Annotated in this window: 19 protein-coding genes; 8 read left to right on the forward strand and 11 right to left on the reverse strand. The window is 71.8% G+C overall.

The annotated features are described in order from the left end of the window. Positions 1-17: 17 nt before the first annotated feature. The 7 genes from serC to ACIRJR_RS05645 form a co-directional block, all read right to left on the reverse strand. Complete coding sequence (serC, locus tag ACIRJR_RS05615) at positions 18-1,136, reverse strand: phosphoserine transaminase (protein ID WP_403774296.1); 1,119 nt, start codon at positions 1,134-1,136, stop codon at positions 18-20. A gap of 106 nt (positions 1,137-1,242) precedes the next feature. Continuing rightward, positions 1,243-2,451, reverse strand: a complete 1,209-nt coding sequence (locus tag ACIRJR_RS05620; RefSeq protein ID WP_403774299.1) for a cytochrome P450 — start codon at positions 2,449-2,451, stop codon at positions 1,243-1,245. Beyond that, positions 2,448-3,683 carry a cytochrome P450 gene (locus tag ACIRJR_RS05625; protein WP_403774302.1) on the reverse strand — a complete coding sequence of 412 codons (1,236 nt, stop codon included), beginning with the start codon at positions 3,681-3,683 and terminating at the stop codon, positions 2,448-2,450. Before ACIRJR_RS05625 ends, ACIRJR_RS05620 begins: the two co-directional genes overlap by 4 nt. Then, on the reverse strand, positions 3,680-4,333 hold the full coding sequence (locus tag ACIRJR_RS05630) for a GTP-binding protein (protein WP_403774305.1): 654 nt from the start codon (positions 4,331-4,333) through the stop codon (positions 3,680-3,682). Before ACIRJR_RS05630 ends, ACIRJR_RS05625 begins: the two co-directional genes overlap by 4 nt. Further along, a complete protein-coding gene (locus ACIRJR_RS05635; RefSeq protein WP_329231576.1) occupies positions 4,314-4,685 on the reverse strand; it encodes a DUF742 domain-containing protein in 372 nt (123 codons plus the stop codon). Before ACIRJR_RS05635 ends, ACIRJR_RS05630 begins: the two co-directional genes overlap by 20 nt. After that, on the reverse strand, positions 4,682-5,131 hold the full coding sequence (locus ACIRJR_RS05640; protein WP_403774308.1) for a roadblock/LC7 domain-containing protein: 450 nt from the start codon (positions 5,129-5,131) through the stop codon (positions 4,682-4,684). The genes ACIRJR_RS05635 and ACIRJR_RS05640 overlap by 4 nt, the downstream gene beginning before the upstream one ends. Then, positions 5,128-6,633, reverse strand: a complete 1,506-nt coding sequence (locus ACIRJR_RS05645; protein ID WP_403774311.1) for an ATP-binding protein — start codon at positions 6,631-6,633, stop codon at positions 5,128-5,130. The genes ACIRJR_RS05640 and ACIRJR_RS05645 overlap by 4 nt, the downstream gene beginning before the upstream one ends. A 453-nt stretch (positions 6,634-7,086) precedes the next feature. Here ACIRJR_RS05645 and ACIRJR_RS05650 point away from each other — a divergent pair, with 453 nt between their 5' ends. Both ACIRJR_RS05650 and ACIRJR_RS05655 read left to right on the forward strand, forming a co-directional pair. Next, positions 7,087-8,850 carry an LCP family protein gene (locus ACIRJR_RS05650; protein WP_403774315.1) on the forward strand — a complete coding sequence of 588 codons (1,764 nt, stop codon included), beginning with the start codon at positions 7,087-7,089 and terminating at the stop codon, positions 8,848-8,850. A gap of 194 nt (positions 8,851-9,044) precedes the next feature. Beyond that, positions 9,045-11,834, forward strand: coding sequence for an FAD-binding and (Fe-S)-binding domain-containing protein (locus tag ACIRJR_RS05655; RefSeq protein WP_403774318.1), 2,790 nt, complete (start codon positions 9,045-9,047; stop codon positions 11,832-11,834). 126 nt (positions 11,835-11,960) lie between these two features. Here ACIRJR_RS05655 and ACIRJR_RS05660 read toward each other — a convergent pair whose 3' ends face one another. Then, positions 11,961-12,881 carry a LysR family transcriptional regulator gene (locus tag ACIRJR_RS05660; RefSeq protein ID WP_403774320.1) on the reverse strand — a complete coding sequence of 307 codons (921 nt, stop codon included), beginning with the start codon at positions 12,879-12,881 and terminating at the stop codon, positions 11,961-11,963. Between the two features lie 141 nt (positions 12,882-13,022). On the opposite strand from ACIRJR_RS05660, the gene ACIRJR_RS05665 reads away from it, so the two are divergent. From ACIRJR_RS05665 to ACIRJR_RS05675, 3 genes are all read left to right on the forward strand, one after another. Further along, positions 13,023-13,970: an EamA family transporter gene (locus ACIRJR_RS05665; protein WP_403774322.1), complete on the forward strand. Its 948-nt coding sequence runs from the start codon at positions 13,023-13,025 to the stop codon at positions 13,968-13,970. 87 nt (positions 13,971-14,057) lie between these two features. Further along, complete coding sequence (locus ACIRJR_RS05670; protein ID WP_403776361.1) at positions 14,058-14,576, forward strand: DUF664 domain-containing protein; 519 nt, start codon at positions 14,058-14,060, stop codon at positions 14,574-14,576. A gap of 91 nt (positions 14,577-14,667) precedes the next feature. Then, positions 14,668-14,835 (forward strand): hypothetical protein, encoded by a 168-nt coding sequence (locus ACIRJR_RS05675; protein WP_403774325.1) that lies wholly within the window; start codon positions 14,668-14,670, stop codon positions 14,833-14,835. Between the two features lie 13 nt (positions 14,836-14,848). Here ACIRJR_RS05675 and ACIRJR_RS05680 read toward each other — a convergent pair whose 3' ends face one another. After that, positions 14,849-15,283, reverse strand: coding sequence for a type II toxin-antitoxin system VapC family toxin (locus ACIRJR_RS05680; protein ID WP_403774328.1), 435 nt, complete (start codon positions 15,281-15,283; stop codon positions 14,849-14,851). Then, positions 15,280-15,522 (reverse strand): ribbon-helix-helix domain-containing protein, encoded by a 243-nt coding sequence (locus tag ACIRJR_RS05685; protein WP_403774331.1) that lies wholly within the window; start codon positions 15,520-15,522, stop codon positions 15,280-15,282. The genes ACIRJR_RS05680 and ACIRJR_RS05685 overlap by 4 nt, the downstream gene beginning before the upstream one ends. A 333-nt stretch (positions 15,523-15,855) precedes the next feature. Between ACIRJR_RS05685 and ACIRJR_RS05690 the strand changes: the two genes are divergently transcribed. Then, entirely contained in the window at positions 15,856-16,650 is a 795-nt protein-coding gene (locus ACIRJR_RS05690) for a phytanoyl-CoA dioxygenase family protein (RefSeq protein WP_403774334.1), read from the forward strand. Further along, positions 16,647-17,231 (forward strand): DUF6309 family protein, encoded by a 585-nt coding sequence (locus ACIRJR_RS05695; protein WP_403774337.1) that lies wholly within the window; start codon positions 16,647-16,649, stop codon positions 17,229-17,231. Before ACIRJR_RS05690 ends, ACIRJR_RS05695 begins: the two co-directional genes overlap by 4 nt. Here the strand turns inward: ACIRJR_RS05695 and ACIRJR_RS05700 are convergent. Next, positions 17,160-17,909: an SDR family oxidoreductase gene (locus ACIRJR_RS05700; RefSeq protein WP_403774340.1), complete on the reverse strand. Its 750-nt coding sequence runs from the start codon at positions 17,907-17,909 to the stop codon at positions 17,160-17,162. The genes ACIRJR_RS05695 and ACIRJR_RS05700 overlap by 72 nt on opposite strands. An 87-nt stretch (positions 17,910-17,996) precedes the next feature. Between ACIRJR_RS05700 and ACIRJR_RS05705 the strand changes: the two genes are divergently transcribed. Next, the gene (locus ACIRJR_RS05705) at positions 17,997-19,328 is read left to right on the forward strand and encodes an aspartate aminotransferase family protein (protein WP_403774343.1); all 1,332 of its coding nucleotides are present in this window, start codon (positions 17,997-17,999) and stop codon (positions 19,326-19,328) included. Positions 19,329-19,422 lie beyond the last annotated feature (94 nt).

The following is a 19,422-nucleotide window of genomic DNA, read 5'->3' on the forward strand; positions in this document are numbered from 1 at the left end:
GTTCCGGAGGGCACGGGTTACAGCTTGTCGATGACGTAGTCGATGCAGGCGGTGAGCGCCTGGACGTCCGCCGGGTCGATCGCCGGGAACATCGCGACGCGCAGCTGGTTGCGGCCCAGCTTGCGGTACGGCTCCGTGTCGACGATGCCGTTGGCGCGGAGCACCTTGGCGACGGCCGCCGCGTCGATGCCGTCCTCGAAGTCGATCGTGCCGATGACCTGCGAGCGCTTCGCCGGGTCGGTGACGAACGGGGTGGCGTACTTGGACTCCTCGGCCCAGCCGTACAGGTGCTGCGAGGAGGCCGCGGTGCGGCCGGTCGTGAAGTCCAGGCCGCCCTGGCTGTTCATCCACTTCAGCTGCTCGTTCAGCAGGAAGAGGGTGGCCAGCGCCGGGGTGTTGTACGTCTGGTTCTTCAGGGAGTTGTCGATCGCCGTGGGCAGCGAGAAGAACTCCGGGACGTGCCGGCCCGAGGCGTGGACGCGCGCCGCGCGCTCCAGGGCCGCCGGGGAGAACACGCCGATCCACAGGCCGCCGTCGGAGGCGAAGGACTTCTGCGGGGCGAAGTAGTAGACGTCCGTCTCGGTGATGTCGACCGGCAGGCCGCCCGCGCCGGAGGTGGCGTCCACCAGGACCAGGGAACCCTCGTCGGCGCCCGCGACCCGCTTGACCGGCGCGGCGACGCCCGTCGAGGTCTCGTTGTGGGTGAAGGCGTACACGTCGACGCCAGCCTCGGCCTCCGGGTCCGGGTGGGTGCCCGGGTCCGAGGCGATGACGGTCGGGTCGGCCAGCCACGGGGCGAGCTTGGCGGCCTTCGCGAACTTGGACGAGAACTCGCCGAAGTTCAGGTGCTGGGACTTCGACTCGATCAGTCCGTGCGTCGCGACGTCCCAGAAGGCGGTGGAGCCGCCGTTGCCCAGGATCACCTCGTATCCCTCGGGGAGGGAGAAGAGGCCGCGTACGCCGTCACGCACCTCGCCGACCAGGTTCTTGACCGGGGCCTGGCGGTGGGACGTACCGAGAAGGGAGGTGCCGGTCGCGGCCAGAGCGTCGACCGCCTCCGTCCGCACCTTGGAGGGCCCGGCGCCGAAACGTCCGTCGGCGGGCTTGAGGTCAGCGGGAATCTGGATGTCAGCCACGACCCGGAGCGTAGTCCCTCCGGGAAGCGGTCGGGGACCGTGTCCGTCGGATGAGATGCGCGCTCCGGGTCGTGGACGGCCTGTGCGGCCGGGGAGACGTGCGGGGTCAGCCCAGATCGACCGGGAGCTCGTGCAGGTCGTTCTGGGTCACGATCGGCTTGTTCCGCAGCTCGGAGGCCGGTACCGCGAGGTCCAGGTCGGGGAAGCGCTCGTACAGCGCGGGCAGGGCGACCCCCGCCTCCAGCCGGGACAGCGCGGCGCCCGGGCAGACGTGCGGGCCGTGGCCGAAGGCGATGTGGCGGTTGGGGGAGCGGGTGACGTCGAACTCACCGGCGGTCGGCCCGTACTGCTTCTCGTCGCGGCCCAGCGCGCCGAAGGAGATGAGCAGGCCCTCGCCCTTCGGCAGGATCTTGTCGCCGACCTCGATGTCCTCGGTCGCGAAGCGGATCAGGACGTGCGAGGTGGGCGTGTTCCAGCGCAGGGTCTCCTCGATCACGTCCTCCCACGGGACCTCGCCGTTCAGCACGCGCTTGCGCTGCTCGGGGTGGGTCTGGAGCGCCTCCACGACGTTGACGACCAGGCTGATCGTCGTCTCGTGACCGGCCGCGATGATCAGCTGCAGCGTGTTGACGATCTCCTCGTTGGTGAGGTGGTCGCCGTCCTCGGACGCCGCGATGAGCGCGCTGGTCAGGTCGTCGCCCGGGTTCGCCCGCTTGTCGTCGACGATCTTCGTGAAGAGGGTGCCGAGGTCCGCCATCATCTGCGGGACCTCCTCCGGCGGCGTCTGGGTCGAGAAGAACTTCTCGAACAGCTCCTTGAGCCGGGGGTGGTCGGCCGCGTCCACGCCCATCAGCTCGCTGATGACGTTCATCGGCAGCGGATAGGCGAACTCCGCCTTCAGGTCCACCGTCTCGCCCTTGGGCAGGGCCGCCAGCTTGTCCAGGGAGGCGTTCGTCAGCGCCTCGATGCCGGACCGCAGCCGCTCCACCCGCTTCACGGTCAGCGCCTGCGCGACGAGGGTGCGCAGCCTGCGGTGGTCGGCGCCGTCGACGGTCAGCATGGAGCGGCCCGGGTTGGCGAGACCGATCAGCGGCCAGTCCATCGGGATCTCACCGCGCTGCCAGGCGTTCCAGACGTTGATGTCCTTCACCACACGGCTGTCGGTGAGCAGTTGGCGGGCCTCCGCGTGATGCGTCACCGCGTAGCAGTGGACCCCTCCGGGGAGCTCCACCTCGGCCAGAGGTCCGGCGGCACGCAGCGCGGCGCTCTCGGCGTCGAGGTCGGCGACGAAGGGATCGAGGGCGATCCGGGTCATTTCTGGCCTCCAAGTGCGGGGGTGGGCGTGAAGTGCACCGGCAGCTCCGTCAGCCCGCGCAGCCACGGGGAGGGACGCCGGGTCAGCTTTTCGGCGGGGACGGCGAGGTCCACGTCCGGGAGCCGGTCCAGGAGCACCTCGATCCCCGTACGGGCGATGACCTCCGCGGTCTCCTGGGCCGGGAACGGGCAGCGGTGCTCGCCGTGTCCGAAGGAGAGGAACGCGTTGTTGCCGCCGGTCAGCGCGGAACCGTCGGTGCGCACCTGCGGGTCGCCGTTGGCGGCGGCGATGCCTAGGAGCAGCAGGTCGCCGGCGCGGATGTGCCGTCCGCCGAGGTGGGTGTCGCGGGACGCCCAGCGGCCCGCGACGTTCTGGGTGGGCGTGTCCTCCCAGAGCACCTCGTTCATGGCCTCGCCGACGCTGTGCCGGCCGCCGGAGAGCGACGCGGCGAAACGGTCGTCGGTCAGCATCAGCCGCAGCGAGTTGCCGATCCAGTCGGCGGTCGGCTGGTGGCCCGCGGCCATCATCACCATGAGGTCCTGGGCGACCTCCTCGTCGGTGAAGCCGCCCGGGTCCTGGAGCATCCGCGTCGCGACGTCGTCACCCGGCTCGGCGTGCTTGTCGGCGAGGAGCTGCCCCATGGCGGCGCCCAGGTGCTGCTGCCCGGCCAGCGCGCGCTCGCGGCCGTCGATCATGTCGTTGAGCGCGCCCACGAGGGGGCCGCCGACCTCGTCGCTGAAGCCGTAGAGCTTCGCCAGGACGCGGGCCGGGAGCAGCATCGCGTACTCGGCGATGATGTCGGTGCGGCCCGTGGAGCAGAAGCGGTCGACGAGGTCGTCGGCGAACTCCTCCGCGTACTGCTTGAGCGCGAACGGGTCGACGCCCTCCAGCGCGTTGCTGATCATGGCCTGGCGGACGGTGTGCCGCTCACCGACGGTGTAGAGGATCGACGGCTGCTTGCGCCCGATCATCGGCAGCAGCGGCCAGGTGTCCGGGATGTTCTCCCACTGGTTCCACAGGTCCGAGTCGCGGCTGAAGAGCACCGGGTCGTTGGTGACCTGGTGCAGCTCGCGGTAGCCGAGGATCAGCCACGCGGGGATGTCGCCGTCGAGCACGACGGGGGCCACGGCGCCGTGGTCACGGCGCATGTCCCGGTACAGCTGCACGGGGTCGGTCTGGAACCGCGGCCCGGACAGGGGTACGGAACCGTGGGACACGGGGCACTTGGTCACGGGGTGCGCTCCGGGGTCATCGAGGCGCCCTGGCCGCCCGCGAGCGCCGCTCCGGCGCCCTTCGCACGGGCGACGGAGAGGGCGTGGAGGTGCTCGACCAGCGTGATCAGGACGTACTTGCTGGAGGAGCGGTCCCGGGCGTCGCACTCCACGAGCGGGACGTCGGGGGACAGGTCGAGGGCCTCACGGATCTGCTGCTCGGTGTGGAAGGAGCCGCCGAAGTCGTTGCACGCGACGATGAACGGCGTGCCGTGGTGCTCCAGCCGGTCGATCGCGTACCAGGAGTCCGCGAGCCGCCGGGTGTCGACGAGCACGACGGCGCCCAGGGTGCCGGAGAAGAGGCGGTCCCACAGGAACCAGAAGCGCTCCTGTCCGGGCGCGCCGAAGAGGTAGAGGACCGATCGCGCGTCGAGCGTGATGCGGCCGAAGTCGAAGGCGACCGTGGTGGACGTCTTGGAGTGAACACCGTCGAGGTCGTCGACGGCCTCGCCCGCGCGGGTCATGGTCTCTTCCGTGTTGAGCGGACGGATCTCGCTCACGGATCGGACCATGGTGGTCTTGCCGACCCCGAAGCCGCCGACGACGACGATCTTCAGTCCGTTGTCGGCCGTCGCCTGCAGGGCGGCACGGTCAGAGGTTGCGGAGTCCAACGAGCACCTGTTCCAGGGTGTCGGTGTCGGGGAGCCGGTCCTCGACACGTGCAGTACGGGGGTGGCGGGCGCTGATCCGGCCGGTGTCGAGCAGGTCGCACAGCATGATGCGGACGATGCTGACGGGCAGATTCAGGGTGGCCGAGATCTCGACGACCGCGGTGGGGCTGTCGCACATCCGCAGGATCGCGACGTGCTCCGACTGCATCCCGGGGTTCGGTTCGCATTCGGCGACGACGAGTGTCACCAGGTCGAACGCGGCGGAGTCCGACCGGCTGCGGCCACCCGTGAGGGTGTACAGCCGGTCCGGGTCGTCGTCGCGTCCGGGGCGGGGGCGCGGGACCGGCGTCATACGTCAGCGGTTTCCGTGACCGTGGACGCCGTGTCTCCGGGCCCCGCGGGGTCACGGGGCGGGGCCACGAGGTACTCACCGAGCTGCTCGACGAGTTCGCTCATGTTGTGGCCCACCAGGCCGACGTCGGAGTCCTCCGCGGCCACGACCGCCAGGTGGGCGCCGGCGCCCGCCTCGACGATGAACAGCACACCGCCGTAGAACTCCGTCATCGCGGACCGCACGCCGCCGGTGCCGTCACCGAACTCGATCGACGCGCCGTGCGACAGGCTCTGGATGCCCGCGGAGATCGCGGCCAGCTGGTCGGCCTGGTCGACGGAGAGTTCGGGGGTGCGGCAGAGCTTCAGGCCGTCCCGGGACAGGACGAGGGCGTGCCGGGTGCCGGGCGTGCGGTCGAGCAGCCCCTCCAGCAGCCAGTTGAGCTTCTCGTCGGTGGTCGCGCTCATCGGGTGTTGCCTTCCGGGTGCGGGGAATTGGCTCGTACCGCCTGGCTGAAGGTGCTGAAGCGGGCAGCCTGGACCTTCGCGTCGGTGGTACGGGGCCGGGGGGACTCGGCTCCGCCGGGGACGGCATTGCCTGTACGGGCTTCGGCGGCGGCCAGGGTGCGGCCGCGGCGGCGCTTGGGCAGGCCGCTCTCACCGAACTGGGGGACGGCACCGGTGGACTCGGACGCCGACTCCGTGCTCCGGGGCGCCTCGTCCGCTCGCGACGCGGCCCCGGGGGAGCCGGCCGCCGCGGCCTGGCTCCGGGCGTCCGGCGTCGTGTGGTCCGGCTCCGGCTCGGGGCGCCGGGCGGGCTCCTGCACGGGCTCGGGGAGCGGAGCGGGCGTACGGGAGATGAGCTCCTGCGGCAGCATCATCAGCGCGCCCGTGCCGCCGCGCGCCGAAGGCCGGAAGGAGACGGTGAGGCCGTGCTTCCTGGCCAGCCGGCCGACGACGGCGAGGCCCAGCCGGGTGCCGGAGATCCCCGTGAGGTCCTGGTTGTCGGCGGACACGGCGCGCTCGGCGCGGCGCAGCTGCACGTCGCTCATCACCAGGCCGCTGTCCTCGACGGTGACGACGATCCCCGCCGGGACCTCCTCGACGTACACGTGCACCTCGGCGGTGGGCGGCGAGAAGTTGGCAGCGTTGTCAAGGAGTTCGGCCAGGGCGTGCATGACGCCCTCGGCGGCGTGGCCCGCGATCGCCACGTCGCTGGTCGAGTGGAGGCGGATGCGCTGGTAGCCGCCGATACGGCCCATCGCTCCGCGCAGGATCGACTCCATCACGATCGGCTTGGCCCAGCGGCGCCCGGAGCGCGCACCGGTCAGCACGGCGATGGAGTCGGCGAGACGGCCGGCCTGGGCCGTGCGGTGGTCCAGGTGCAGCAGGTCACCGAGCACGTCCTCGGCCGTGTGCCGGTGCTCCATCTCCCGGAGGTCGGCCAGCATGCTCGTGGACAGGGCCTGCATCCGGCCCGCCGCGTTGGCGCACGCGGAGACCGCAGCGGAACGCTCGGTCTCGCTGCGCCGGGCGCGGGCGGTGAGCCGCGCGGTCTCGGCGGTGAGCCGCTCGTGCTGTTCGGCGGCCTCGGCGGTGATGCGGGCGACCCGGTCGTCCGCCTCGGCGGTGGCACGGGCGGCCTCGGCGGAGGCGGCCGACCTGATCCGGGCGGTCTCCGCCGTGAAGCGCTGGGCCTCGGCGGCGGAGGTCGAGACGAGGCGGGAGGTCTCGGCGGTGAAGCGTTCGGAGTCGGCGGCCCGCAGCGCGCGCAGATTCCGGGCGGTGGCGAGCGTGTGGACCGTGACGGTCACCGCCACGCACAGCAGCACGGAGGCGGCGCCCGCCCCCCACGTGAGCGGTGTCCGTACCGAGGCGGGAGCGGCGGCGACCGCCCACAGGCACAGAGCACCGGTAACGGCTGCCGATATCAGCAGGGCGAGTGCGGTCGGCCGGAGTGAAGGGCGCAATCGGAGTCCTCGGGGCGGACGGTGCGGGAGGAAGGGGACAGGTGTGGCGGAAGGTGCGATCAGGGCAAATCGGTGTGGTGGTGGTGAAAGAACCACAACTGGAGCTGATTGTTCCTGATCAAGTCACGGCAACTATAGGAGAATTGGCGACTTGTTTGGGGATTCCTTGTGGCCACTTCTGTATGAAATCTGGCTTGAACTGACTCCGCCGGTGTCCTGTGGGTGCTGATTCCCGTGTCAACCCCCGGGATGGGCGGGTGAGTAGTGATGAATGTGCCGTTATGCACCCTGTGTGAAGCTTGATTTGTCACGATCGTCGCTCGTGGGCCGGTGGCCAGCTAGTGTGAGCGCTCCGGTGCAGCCGACCTGCCAGGTCGACACTGCCGCTAAGAAACACCGCGCGCCTTGAAGGGGGAGGCGCCGCGCGTGGCCCCGACGGAGGACGCAGCAACCGTGGACGCGCAAGGCCGTGGGCGGGACGAGGGCATCGATCCCGCAGACCAGTGGGTGCTCAACCCCGACACCGGCGATTACGAACTGCGACTGACCCCTTCCTCAGGGCGATCGTCCGGTGCCGCCGGTGCGACCGATGCCAGGCCCGCGGCGCCGCGCCGCAGGCCGAAGCCGGAGTCCGCGCCTCCGGGCGACCGTGCCTCCGTGCCCGGTCAGCGGGGCGGGCGCAGGGGGGCCGGCGGCGGACGCGGGGACCGCGACGAGTCACGCAGGCAGGGGGGCCGGGCGGCCGCGCCGGCCGCCGGGCGGCGCAAGGCGAAGTCCAAGAAGTCCGGCAAGAAGAAGGCCCTGGTGTGGACCGGCGGTGTGCTCGCCTTCCTGCTGGTGGGCGTCGGCACCGCGGGGTACCTCGTGTACGAGCACTTCAACGGCAACATCACCTCCCTCTCCACCGACGGCGCGGGCACGGGCGGCTTCAGCAAGGACCGGGCGATCAACGTCCTGGTGATCGGGACCGACAAGCGGACCGGCAAGGGCAACGAGGGCTACGGGGACGCGGGCAGTGTCGGCCACGCCGACACCAACATCCTCTTCCACGTCTCCAAGGACCGCACCAACGCCACGGCGCTGAGCATCCCGCGCGACCTGATAACGGACATCCCGGACTGTCCGACCCAGCTGGAGGACGGCACCGAGAAGGACATCCCGGCCACCCCCGGCGGGCGCTTCAACACCAGCCTCGGACAGTCCGACCGCACCCCCAGCTGCACCATGCGGACCGTCACCGAACTGACCGGGCTGAAGGTCGACCACTTCATGGTCGCCGACTTCAACGCCGTCAAGAGCCTGACCACCGCCGTCGACGGGGTGGACGTCTGCCTCGCCAAGGACATCGACGACTCCGACTCGCACCTCAAGCTCTCCAAGGGCGAGCACACCATTCAGGGCGAGCAGGCCCTCGCCTTCCTGCGCACCAGGCACTCCGTCGGTTTCGGCAGTGACCTGAGCCGCATCGAGATCCAGCAGCAGTTCCTGGGCTCGCTGATGCGCAAGCTGAAGTCCAACGACACCCTGACCAGCCCCACCAAGATGTGGTCGCTCGCCGAGGCAGCCACCAAGGCGCTCACCGTCGACGACAAGATCGACGACATCAACCAGCTCCGCAAGCTGGGCATGGAGCTGGCCTCGGTCGACCCGAAGAACATCACGTTCACCACGGTCCCGGTGCTGGACAACCCGGACGACAAGGCCACCGTCATCCTCGACGAGTCCAAGGCCCCGCAGGTCTTCTCGATGATGCGCGAGGACATCTCCTTCACCGCGGTGGAGAAGCAGGAGAAGGCCAAGGCGAAGGCCGCGGAGGCAGCCAAGCTCAAGGGCGAGATGGCCGACGCGGCGGACGTCCGGGTCGACGTCTACAACGGCGGTGCCCCCGCCGGCTCCGCCCAGAACGCCCTGGACTGGCTGCAGAACGAAGAGAGCGTGCTCAAGTCCACGAACCAGGCGAACGCGGACGAGGACGTGAAGAAGACCCAGCTCGTCTACGCCCCCAACCAGGCGGACCAGGCCCGCAGGCTGGCCGACATGATGGGCCTCTCGGCCTCGGCCCTCAAGCCGACGACGACGGACGCGGGCGAGATGGACCCGATGAAGCTGACCCTCGGGCCGGACTTCACGAAGGCGGGCAGCCCGCTCTCGGCCCCGAGCAAGGCGCCGGAGGACATCCAGCGCGTGGAGGCCGACAAGGCGGTCTGCGCGAAGTAGACGCCGCTCCCGCCACGGCCTCCTGCCCCTCGCCGGGGCCGGGGGCCGTTCGGCTGCCAGCAGGAGCAGGAGCAGGAGCAGGAGCAGGAGCAGGAGCAGGAGCAGGAGAGGTACCGCCGGGGCCGGGCCCTACGCCCCGGCCTCGTGTCCTCGTCCTCCCCCCGGCCGCAGGCCGGACGCGGCATGCTGGCCGCATGGCCACCCCGCACCCTGACCTCGCCCGGGACCTCGCCCGGGCCGTCCACGGCGACGTGGAGTCCGACCCGGCCGCCCGCGCGCTGGCGACGATGGACGCGTCCAACTACCGCCGCGTCCCGCAGGCGGTGGTGGCTCCCCGCGACGCGGAGGACGTCGCCGAGACGCTCCGCGTCTGCCGGGAACACGCCACGCCGGTCGTCCCCAGGGGCGGCGGCACCTCCATCGCCGGCCAGGCCACCGGCACCGGTGTCGTCCTGGACTTCACCCGCCACATGCGGCGGATCCTGGAGCTGGACCCCGCCTCCCGCACCGCCGTCGTCCAGCCCGGCGTCGTCCTCGACGACCTGCGGGCCGCCGCCGCCCCGCACGGGCTGACGTTCGGCCCCGACCCCTCCACCCACAGCCGCTGCACGCTCGGCGGGATGATCGGCAACAACTCCTGCGGCCCGCACTCCGTGGCCTGGGGCACCACCGCCGACAACGTCCGGAGCCTGCGCGTCGTGCGCTACGGCGGCGGCGACGCCCTGCACCTCGGCCGGGGGCTGCCCGACGCGCCCCCCTGGCTCCACGAGTTCGCCGCCGGCCACCTCGCACTCCTGCGCACCGGCTTCCCGGCACTTCCGCGCCGCATCTCCGGGTACGCGCTGGACGCGCTGCTCCCCGAGCACGGCCCGGACCCCGCCCGCGCCCTCTGCGGCAGCGAGGGCACCCTCGCCGTGGTCACCGAGGCGACCGTGGCCCTCGTCGAGGCGCCCCGCGCCCGCGCGCTCGCCGTCCTCGGGTACGCCGACGAGCCTGCCGCGGCCGAAGCCGCCCCCGGTCTCCTCCCGTACGGCCCGCTCACCGTCGAGGGCATGGCCGCCGACCTCGTACGCGAACCGGTGGGGCTGCCGCGCGGCGCCGCCTGGCTGTTCGTCGAGACGGGCGGCGAGACGCCGGGGGAGGCCCGTGACCGTGCGGAACGGATCCTGCGCGCCGCCGACGCCCTGGACGGAGCCGTCGTCACCGATCCCGCCGCGATGCGGGCCCTGTGGCGCATCCGCGAGGACGCCGCCGGCACCGCGACCCGGATGCCGGACGGTGGGGAGGCGTGGCCCGGCTGGGAGGACTGCGCCGTGCCGCCCGCCCGCCTGGGCCCCTACCTGCGCGACTTCCGGGCCCTGCTCGCCGAACACGGCCTGCGCGGCACCCCGTACGGCCACTTCGGCGAAGGGTGCATCCACGTACGCGTCGACTTCGACCTGCGGACCGAAGAGGGCGTGGCGCGCTTCCGCCGCTTCTCCGAGGACCAGGCGGACCTCGTCGTCGCGCACGGCGGATCGCTCAGCGGCGAACACGGCGACGGGCAGGCGAGGGCCGAGCTGCTGCCCCGGATGTACGGGGACGAGATGGTCGGCCTGTTCACACGCTTCAAGGACCTGTGGGACCCGGACGGCGGACTCAACCCCGGCATCCTGGCCCGCCCCGCACGGCTCGACGAGAATCTCCGCTTCGCCGTGCTGCCGAAGCGCCCCGTGGACGTCGCGTTCGGCTACCCGCAGGACGGGGGCGATTTCTCGGCAGCAGTCAGCCGCTGCGTCGGCGTCGCCAAGTGCCGTACGGAGAAGGCGGGTCCGGACGTGATGTGCCCGTCCTTCCGGGCGACAGGCGAGGAGGCCCACTCCACCCGGGGCCGCGCCCGGCTGCTCCACGAGATGCTCGCCGGCGAGGTGATCACGGACGGCTGGCGGTCCACCGAGGTACGGGACGCGCTCGACCTCTGCCTGTCCTGCAAGGGCTGCCGCACCGACTGCCCGGTCGGCGTCGACATGGCCACGTACAAGGCGGAGTTCCTCCACCAGCACTACAAGGGCCGGCCACGTCCCGCCGCGCACTACGCGATGGGCGGGCTCCCGCGCTGGCTGCGGATGGCCGCGCCCTTCGCGGGCGCGCTCAACGCCCTGGCCCGGGTCGGTCCGCTCGCCGCCCTCGCCAAGCGGCTCGGCGGCATCGACGCGCGGCGGGAGCTCCCCGTCCTGGCCCGGCGGACGTTCCGGGCGTGGGCCCGCACCCGGCGCCCGGCGGTGGCGGGCCCGCCCGTCGTCCTCTGGCCGGACACCTTCACCGACCACCTCTCGCCCGAGGCCGGCCTGGCGGCGGTCCGGGTCCTGGAAGCGGCGGGCCGGACGCCGGTACTGCCCCGCCGGGGTGTGTGCTGCGGCCTCACCTACGTGTCGACGGGCCGCCTCGACGCGGCCCGCCGGGTCATGCGCCGCACCCTGGACCGTCTGGGCCCCTACCTCGGCGAACCGATCGTCGTCCTGGAGCCGAGCTGCGCCGCCGCGCTCCGGACGGACCTGCCGGAGCTCCTCCCCGACGACCCGCGCGCCGCCGAACTCGCCGGTGCCGTCCGCACCCTGGCCCAGTACCTGGAGGAGTACGCCCCCGAGTGGACCCCACCCCGCCTGGACCGGCCGGTCGCCGGCCAGACCCACTGCCACCAGCACGCCGTGCTCGGTGAAGCCGCCGAACGCAGGCTCCGGCAGAGGGCGGGGCTGAGCGGCGAGCTGAGCGGAGGCTGCTGCGGACTGGCCGGCAACTTCGGCTTCGAGAAGGGCCACTGGGACGTCTCCGTGGCCTGCGCGGAGGACCAGCTCCTGCCGTCCGTGCGGGCGGCGGAACCCGGAACGGAACTGCTGGCCGACGGCTTCTCCTGCCGCACCCAGTTGGAACAGCTGGCGGGACGGCGGGCCCGGCACCTCGCGGAGGTGCTGGCAGAAGGTCTGCCGGAGCGCCCGGTGGACTGATCCGTGAGGCGGGGGAGGGGCCATGGGTCTCTCCGCGGGCCCTCCACGCGGAACGTACCGGCGAAGGCCTGTGCGACGTCAGACGCGGTCCGACCGGTGCCGCCGCACGCCCGCCCGCGTTCCCCGCTACCCCGCGTGATCTCCGGGTCGCGTCCGCTGCTCGCGCGCCACGATCTCCCGCGCGAGCTCCGCCAGCAGGGGCAGGGCGGGGTGGCCGGGGCCGTCCCGCCGGGCCAGCAGGACGGGGAGCGGAGGGGCGTCGTCCAGAGGTACGTAGGAGACCCCGGCGTGCGGATGCATCTGGGCGGTGGAATTGCCCGAGACCCCGCAGCCGCGTCCCGCCGCGATGGCGGTGAGCCAGTCGTCGGTGTTGGCGACGGTGACGGTGGCCGCCGGCCGGTCGTGCGGGGGCCACAGGTCCAGCGTGGTGGCCCCCGAGACGGTGTTCAGGACCACGGCGTCGCCGGTGAGATCGGCCAGGGACAGCGAGGCGCGGGCGGCGAGCGGGCCGTCGGCGGCCACGGCCGCCACCCGGCCCTCGGAGAACAGCACCTCGGTGACGAGCCCAGGGGTGTCCACGGGCCCCCGGAGGAGCGCGGCGTCCACCTCACCCCGGGTGAGGCCCGCCGTGCGGTCGTCGATGCGGAGCAGTTCGAGCGGGGTCCCGGGGTGGCGCCGCTGCCAGGTCCGCAGCAGCGGTGTGGTGTACGGCCCGAAGGCGGACCAGGCGTGCCCGACCCGCAGCGGCCAGTGGTGCAGACGGCCGGGATCGAGGGCCTCCTCGAAGGCACCGACCGCCGCGGCGGCCTTGTCGCGGAAGGCGACACCCTCGGAGGTGAGGGCGAGGTGGTGGGTGGACCGGTCGACGAGCCGGACGCCGAGGTGCCGCTCCAGGGCGGCGAGTGTGCGGGAGACGACGGGCTGGGTGACCCGCAGGCGGACGGCGGCACGGGTGACGCTGCCCTCGTCGGCGATGGCGAGGAAGGCGCGGAGGTGCCGGACCTCGATACTCCGTCCGCCGCCTCCGATGCCCTGTCCAGTGCTCATGCGTCCTGAGCATAACGTGAGCGCAATGGGCATTTCACGGGAGGCGCGCGGGTCCCTACCGTGAGGGCGTGAGGCCATCGCCGTCAGTGCCGTACTGTGTACCAGGAAGTGCATTCCAGTGAACTGAAGGAAAGGTGCCCGGTGAACGACCCCCGCGTTGCCACAGAGTCGGTCGCAGCCGTCGCCGTCCCCGAGGCGGTGTCCGCGCTCGACGGGCCCGGCGGTGGCCCGGCTCGTCGTGGCGCCGCACTCGGTCCGGTCGCGCTGGTGGTGGCGGGCGGGCTCTCCGTCCAGTTCGGCGCGGCGGTCGCCGCCCTGCTGATGCCGAGGGCGGGCGCGCTCGGCGTCGTCACCCTGCGTCTCGCCGCCGCCGCCCTGATCCTGCTGGTCGTCTGCCGGCCGAAGCTGCGAGGGCACTCACGCGCCGACTGGGGCACCGTGGTCGCCTTCGGCGTCGCGATGGGCGCCATGAACCTGCTCTTCTACCAGGCCATCGACCGCATCCCGCTGGGCGCGGCCGTCACCCTGGAGGTGCTCGGCCCGCTGACCCTGTCCGTCATCGCCTCCCGCCGGCTGGTCAGTCTCGTCTGGGCGGCATTGGCGCTCGGCGGTCTCGTCCTGCTCGGGGGCGGAGGATTCGACCGCCTGGACCCGGCCGGGGCCGCGTTCGCCCTGGGCGCGGGCGCCATGTGGGCGGTGTACATCCTCTTCAGCGCCCGTACGGGCCGCCGCTTCCCGCAGGCGGACGGGCTGGCCCTGGCCATGGTCGTCGCCGCGGTCCTCTCGCTGCCGCTCGGCATCCTGGAATCCGGTTCGAAGCTCGCGGTCCCGTCCACGCTGGCCCTGGGTGTCGCCGTGGCGCTGCTGAGCTCGGTCCTGCCGTACACCCTCGAACTCATGGCCCTGCGGCGGCTGCCCGCGCCCACCTTCGCGGTCCTGATGAGCCTCGAACCGGCCATCGCGGCCACGGCGGGCTTCCTCCTCCTCGACCAGGCACTCTCCTCGACCGACGCCCTGGCCATCGCCCTGGTGATCGGGGCGAGCATCGGCGCCGTACGCAGCCAGGGGCGGCAGTCCCGCAAGCGGTGAGCCCGTGGCGCGGGGCGTCCGTCCGTTCGCCTGCGCGGCCGGGCGCCCGATCCTAGGGTGGCCTTGATGGCCGACCTGGAGGAACACATGCCGGAACGCGACGACCTGCTGGCGCTCGTGACCGATCAGCGCACCAATTTTCTCTACACCGTCGCGGAACTCGACGACGCCGGGGCCCGCGCCCGGACGACGGTCAGCGAGCTGACCCTCGGCGGACTCCTGAAGCACCTCGGACTCGTGCAGCGCAGTTGGCTCGACGTCGTCGAGGGCACCGCCCCCGCCGAGGTCGGCTGGGCGGACCTCGACCCCGACGGCAACCGGATGACCGACGGCGAGACGGTGCCCGGGCTGTTGGAGGCCTTCCACACGGCGGCGGCCGCGTTCGACCGTACGGTGCGCGAGGAGGCCGACCTCGACCGCGAGGTCACGCTGCCCTCGTATCCCTGGTCGCCCCCGGAGCCGGTCGTCTGGACCGTCCGCCGCGTCCTGTGGCACATCTTCCGGGAGATCGCCCACCACAGCGGTCACGCGGACATCATCCGCGAGGCGCTGGACGGTGGCAGCACCACGGCGAGGATGGCCGAGGCGGCGTCGAAGGGGCAGTAGCGGGCCGCCTTCCCGGGGGCGCCCGTGGTCACCGCGCCGGGAACGGGCGCGCGAGGCACGATGGAAGGGAGCGGAAGAAGGAGGCCCACGCATGGGTGCCCCCAAGGAAACCGACGAATACGCCGGGCTGTACTCCCACACCCCCTCCCAGGCCGAGGGCGAGCGCGACGAGCCGGCCGTGCGCGGCCAGGCCCCCGAGACCCACCCCGACGTCCCCCGGACCGAACCCTCGCAGGCGGAGGGCGACCGCACCGAGTAGCGGCGGGGTTGGTTCAGCCGTCGACCGGAAGGATCCGGAACGCGGTCAGGCCGGGGGTGAGCGGTGTGATCGCCCGGAAGTCGCTCTGGTCGAGCGTGAAGACGCGGTCGGTCCTGTAGCGGTCGGCGAGGACGACGCCCACCGCGTCCGCGAGGTCCAGCCGGAGCCCTGCGTACGTGCGACGCACCTCGTGCGCCGCTCTCAGGTCGGCGGGCTTCAGGTCGGCGAGCCTGTACTGGCCATCCGCCATGCGTGAGTTGAGTGCTTCCATCACCTGCATGGTGGCCGGGAAGCCGAGATCCCGGTGTACGAGGTGGTCCAGTTCCGTGACGACCAACGGGGAGATGGCCAGTGTCTCGTCGGCGAGGATCTTTGCCGCGCCGGAATGCTCCGGCTGCGCGGAGTCGAAGGCCGCGTAGAGGGCGGAGGTGTCGGCGACGATGATCAACGGCGCGCTGCTCGTTCCTTGATGTGTTCGTACACCGCGTCGTCCATCGCCTCTGGGGTGAGCGGGCGCCCGCTGTCGAAGACCGGGAGGCTCCGGTTCCGCTTGGGCCGTTCCGCGTCGTCGAGGATCATGGCGATGCCTCGCCTGATGAGCTCGGCCTTGCTTATCCCCGTGGCCGACGACTCGGCGTTCAGTCGCACTTCCAGGTCCTCCGGAAGGTACACAGTCGTCTTTATCATGCCTGAACGGTACCGCCCTGCCCTACGTAGGGCAGGGCGGTACCTCCGTCGGGCTTGTTACGTTCTGAGCATGAACGGAGACGGCGTGTAAGCAGGCCGCGCGGCAGCGGCGCGGCCTGCTGGGCCCGGTGCGGCCGTCACCGGCCATTCCTCGGCTCCGGCCGGGAGGTACGCGCCTTCGCCGCGGTTCCGGCCAGACGGCCCGGCTTTGGCCATTGTCGGCGCGTCAGGCGTGCGACGTGAGTGCGTGGGATAGAAAGCCTCGGACCACCCGACCATGCTCTTAGTTGGCATCTCGGTGAATTCTGGGGGTTTCATCGCATGATCGACATCATGGATCTTGATGTGCAGCTCGCCCGGTTCCACGAGAACGGCTATCTCCTCCTGCCCGGGTTCCTCCCCGCGCCCCTCGTCGAGCGACTCGTGCCCGAAGTCGACCGGTGGGTCGACCGGGGCCTGAGGCAGGTGTCCATCGACGCGTGCGCGGACTCCGGCAGCGCTCCGCCGCCGCTGGTGGAGCTCGAGATGGACTCCCACGCGGAACTGGCTGCCTACGAACCTCTGCTGGAGCTGCTCGAGACGGAGTCCCTGCTGGGGCGGACCTTCGTCTTCCACCACCTCCACAGCGACCGGCGCCTGCCCGGAGGCAGCGGCAAGGCGTGGCACCACGACTACGAGCAGCACCCGCAGAAGGACCGGGACCACCCCATGGTCCACGCACTGCACTACATCGAGGGCCTGCGTCCTGGCATGGGGGCGCTGGCCCTGCTCCCCGGATCGCACAGGCAGGTCGCGGAGAAGGACGCATGGAGCGACCTGGGGACGGCCGAACAGCCGGGCGAGGTGGTCATAGACGACCTTCCGCCCGGCTCCACCGTCCTCCTGCACTCGGCTCTCTTCCACACGAGACGTGCGGCGTCCGATGCGCGGTCGGACGGACGCCACCGCTACATGATCGACGCGTCCTACTGCCGGACCGGTGTGCTCTGGCCCCCGGTCAAGCCGTACTGGCGGGCGGTGCTGGACGTGGGCCGCAGGCGGCGGCTGGGGGGCGGGCGCAGGCCCGACCTCTTCGCCGAGCGGCACTTCAGCGAGTACCCGGGAACGGGCTGGGGGCCGGTGGCATGAAGGTGTTGGGAGAAGTCACCTTCGATGCGCTGATGGCCCGCTTCCGCCTGGAGCACCCGTACCACGAGGGCGACGACGCCAACTCGAACGACGAGGCCGAGACCCACATCCGCAGCGCACAGGGGGCCTTCCGCGGCCGCTGGCACCACGTGCTGCTGGAGGGCACCGAGGTACTCGGCGTCGTACTGCCCTGGCATCTCGGGGAGGACGGCGGCGTCGAGCTGATCCCGAGAACGGGCCTGACGGTGGCGGCGGCGGCATCCCGGCTCGCCGGGCTGGGCACCTCGTACGCCGAGACCAACCCGCTCTGCGCGTTCAAGCTCGCACGCCAGACCCACGCGACACCGCGCTCGTTCTTCCTCAGCACCGAAGCGGTGCCGGGTGAGGACTACGAAGGGCTCACGACCCGCCGCGGCCTGGTCCATCTCGACGGGCTGCACCGGATGCTGGCCTGGCAGCAGGCAGGCCGGCTGGTGCCGGGCCGGTGGGTGAACGCGTACGTCGCGGGGCTACCCCCGGCCGACGTACGGCATGGAACTCGGCATCACCAGGACCGACTGGATGTTCACCCCGGCCGGTAACGCGGCCATGGCCCGGACCATGTCCACGACGTGCCGCATGTCCATGGTCGGCTCGGCCCTGAGCGAGCCGTCGGCCTGGCGCACGGCCGGCTGCGGCCGGTCCTCGGGGGTCACGTTGCCGATGTCGATCTGGCCGCAGGAGATGTCGTGGCGGCGGCCGTCGAGCGACAGGGAACGGGTCAGCCCCGCCACGGCGTGCTTGGCGGCGGTGAAGGCGACCGAGTCGGGCCGGGGCGCCTGGGCGGAAGGAGCACCGTTGTTGATGATCCGGCCGCCCCGGGGCGACTGCGCCTTCATCATCCGGAACGCCGCTTGCGAGCAGAGGAAGGTCCCGGTGGCGATGGACGCCATGACGCGGTTCCAGTCCTCGACCCGCACCTCCTCGGTGGGGATGTACGGCATGGTGTCCGCGGCGTTGTTGAAGAGCAGATCGAGCCGGCCGAAGCGCTCCTGCACGGTGCCGAACAGGGTGTCCACCGCCGCCGGGTCGGTGATGTCGGCGCTGACCGCGACGGCCCGGCTCCGGTCCTGTACGGGGGCGAGCCGTGCGGTCTCCTCCAACGGGGCGCGGCGCCGCCCGGCGAGGACGACCGTCCAGCCGTCCGCCAGCAGACCCAGGGCGCAGGCCCGCCCGACACCGCTCCCCGCCCCCGTGACAACAGCCGTCCTCACCGCCATGCTGCACACCCCGTCTCAGCGAAACCGCGTCCGGACACCGGCCTCCGGAGCGTGTCCCGCGGCCCTCCCACTCAAACTGGAGCAGCGATGAATGGCGTTTTCCCGGCGCTCGGCGGTACCGACGGCAGCCGGTCCTGGTTCGAGCGCGCACAGGGGTCCCTGGCCGGAGGGATCAGCTCCTCCGCCCGGCTGACCTCCACCGGACCGCACCCCTACCCGCTCTACATGACCAGCGGATCGGGCGCGCGCGTCCGGGACGTGGACGGCAACGACTACATCGACTACCTCGTCTCCTACGGCAGCGCCGTCCTCGGGCACGCGTCCCCCCTGCTCACGGACGCCCTCACCGACGTGCTCCGGACGGGGACGATGTTCGGTACCTGCAACGTTCCGGAGGTCGAACTCGCCGAGCTGATATGCCGGATGGTGCCCTGCGCGGAGCTGGTCCGCTTCGCCAACTCGGGGAGCGAGGCCGTGCAGGGGGCGGTGCGTGCCGCCCGCGGATACACCGGACGGTCCACCATCCTCAAGTTCGAGGGGCACTACCACGGCTGGTCCGACACGCTCGCGGTCTCGAACCGTCCCACCGCCGCCGAAGCGGGCCCCTACGGAGCGCCGCATGCCGTGCCCCACTCACCGGGCATCCCGCAGGGCGTCGTCGACGACGTGGTCGTCTGCCCGTGGAACGACCCGGCGGCGCTCAGGTCCGTCCTCGACGCCCGTCCCGACCTCGCCGCCGTCATCTGTGAGCCCATTGTCGCCAACAACGCCTGCACCATGCCCGATCCGGGCTTCCTGGACCTGCTGCGGCAGGAGTGCACCGCACGGGGGCTCGTGCTGATCTTCGACGAGGTGTGCACCGGGTTCCGGACGGGCCCCGGCGGGGCACAGACGCTCTTCGGGGTGGTCCCGGATCTCGCGGTCTACTCCAAGGCGCTGGGCGGAGGACTGCCGATCGCCGCCTTCGCGGGCCGGCGGGAGGTGATGGAGCCACTGGCGAGCGGGCAGGTGAAGCACGGAGGTACCTACAACGCGTCGCCCCTGTGCGCCACGGCCGCTCTCGTGACACTCCGTACGCTGAACGACCCCGCCGTCACCAAACGGATCGACGAGACCGGTCGCCGGATCATGGAGACGGTGCGCCGCGCTGCCCACGACCGGGGTGTGCCGTGTGCGGTCCAGGGCGTCGGGGCCATGTTCCAGGTGGTGTTCACCCCGGACGGTTCCCCCACCCGGCAGTACCGGGACCTCCTCCAGGCGGACGGGGGCCGGTACGACGCCTTCCGGCACGAGCTGCTCAAACGCGGTGTGCACACCAACGCCTACGCCATGGCCTGCTGGTTCGTTCCGGCCGTCGTGTCGGACGCCGACCTCGACGCCACCTGCCGGGCGGTGGAGGACGCCTTCGCCGTCCTCTGAGCGCGGGGTCCCCGGGGGCGAGGGGCGGCCGGGGCAGGCCCGGCCTCAGAAAAATCATGCAAGCACGCTTGCTTGTTTTATGGGCCGCTGGCAT

Source organism: Streptomyces sp. NPDC102402 (genome assembly GCF_044765765.1).
Lineage (GTDB): Bacteria > Actinomycetota > Actinomycetes > Streptomycetales > Streptomycetaceae > Streptomyces.

Coding starts and splice junctions, on each gene's coding strand:
- ACIRJR_RS05670 (WP_403776361.1), top strand. CDS start 14,058: ATGCCGGAACGCGACGACCTGCTGGCGCTCGTGACCGATCAGCGCACC.
- ACIRJR_RS05635 (WP_329231576.1), bottom strand. CDS start 4,685: ATGACGCCGGTCCCGCGCCCCCGCCCCGGACGCGACGACGACCCGGAC.
- ACIRJR_RS05640 (WP_403774308.1), bottom strand. CDS start 5,131: ATGAGCGCGACCACCGACGAGAAGCTCAACTGGCTGCTGGAGGGGCTG.
- ACIRJR_RS05675 (WP_403774325.1), top strand. CDS start 14,668: ATGGGTGCCCCCAAGGAAACCGACGAATACGCCGGGCTGTACTCCCAC.
- ACIRJR_RS05690 (WP_403774334.1), top strand. CDS start 15,856: ATGGATCTTGATGTGCAGCTCGCCCGGTTCCACGAGAACGGCTATCTC.
- ACIRJR_RS05700 (WP_403774340.1), bottom strand. CDS start 17,909: ATGGCGGTGAGGACGGCTGTTGTCACGGGGGCGGGGAGCGGTGTCGGG.
- ACIRJR_RS05660 (WP_403774320.1), bottom strand. CDS start 12,881: ATGAGCACTGGACAGGGCATCGGAGGCGGCGGACGGAGTATCGAGGTC.
- ACIRJR_RS05655 (WP_403774318.1), top strand. CDS start 9,045: ATGGCCACCCCGCACCCTGACCTCGCCCGGGACCTCGCCCGGGCCGTC.
- ACIRJR_RS05620 (WP_403774299.1), bottom strand. CDS start 2,451: ATGACCCGGATCGCCCTCGATCCCTTCGTCGCCGACCTCGACGCCGAG.
- ACIRJR_RS05695 (WP_403774337.1), top strand. CDS start 16,647: ATGAAGGTGTTGGGAGAAGTCACCTTCGATGCGCTGATGGCCCGCTTC.
- ACIRJR_RS05705 (WP_403774343.1), top strand. CDS start 17,997: ATGAATGGCGTTTTCCCGGCGCTCGGCGGTACCGACGGCAGCCGGTCC.
- ACIRJR_RS05685 (WP_403774331.1), bottom strand. CDS start 15,522: ATGATAAAGACGACTGTGTACCTTCCGGAGGACCTGGAAGTGCGACTG.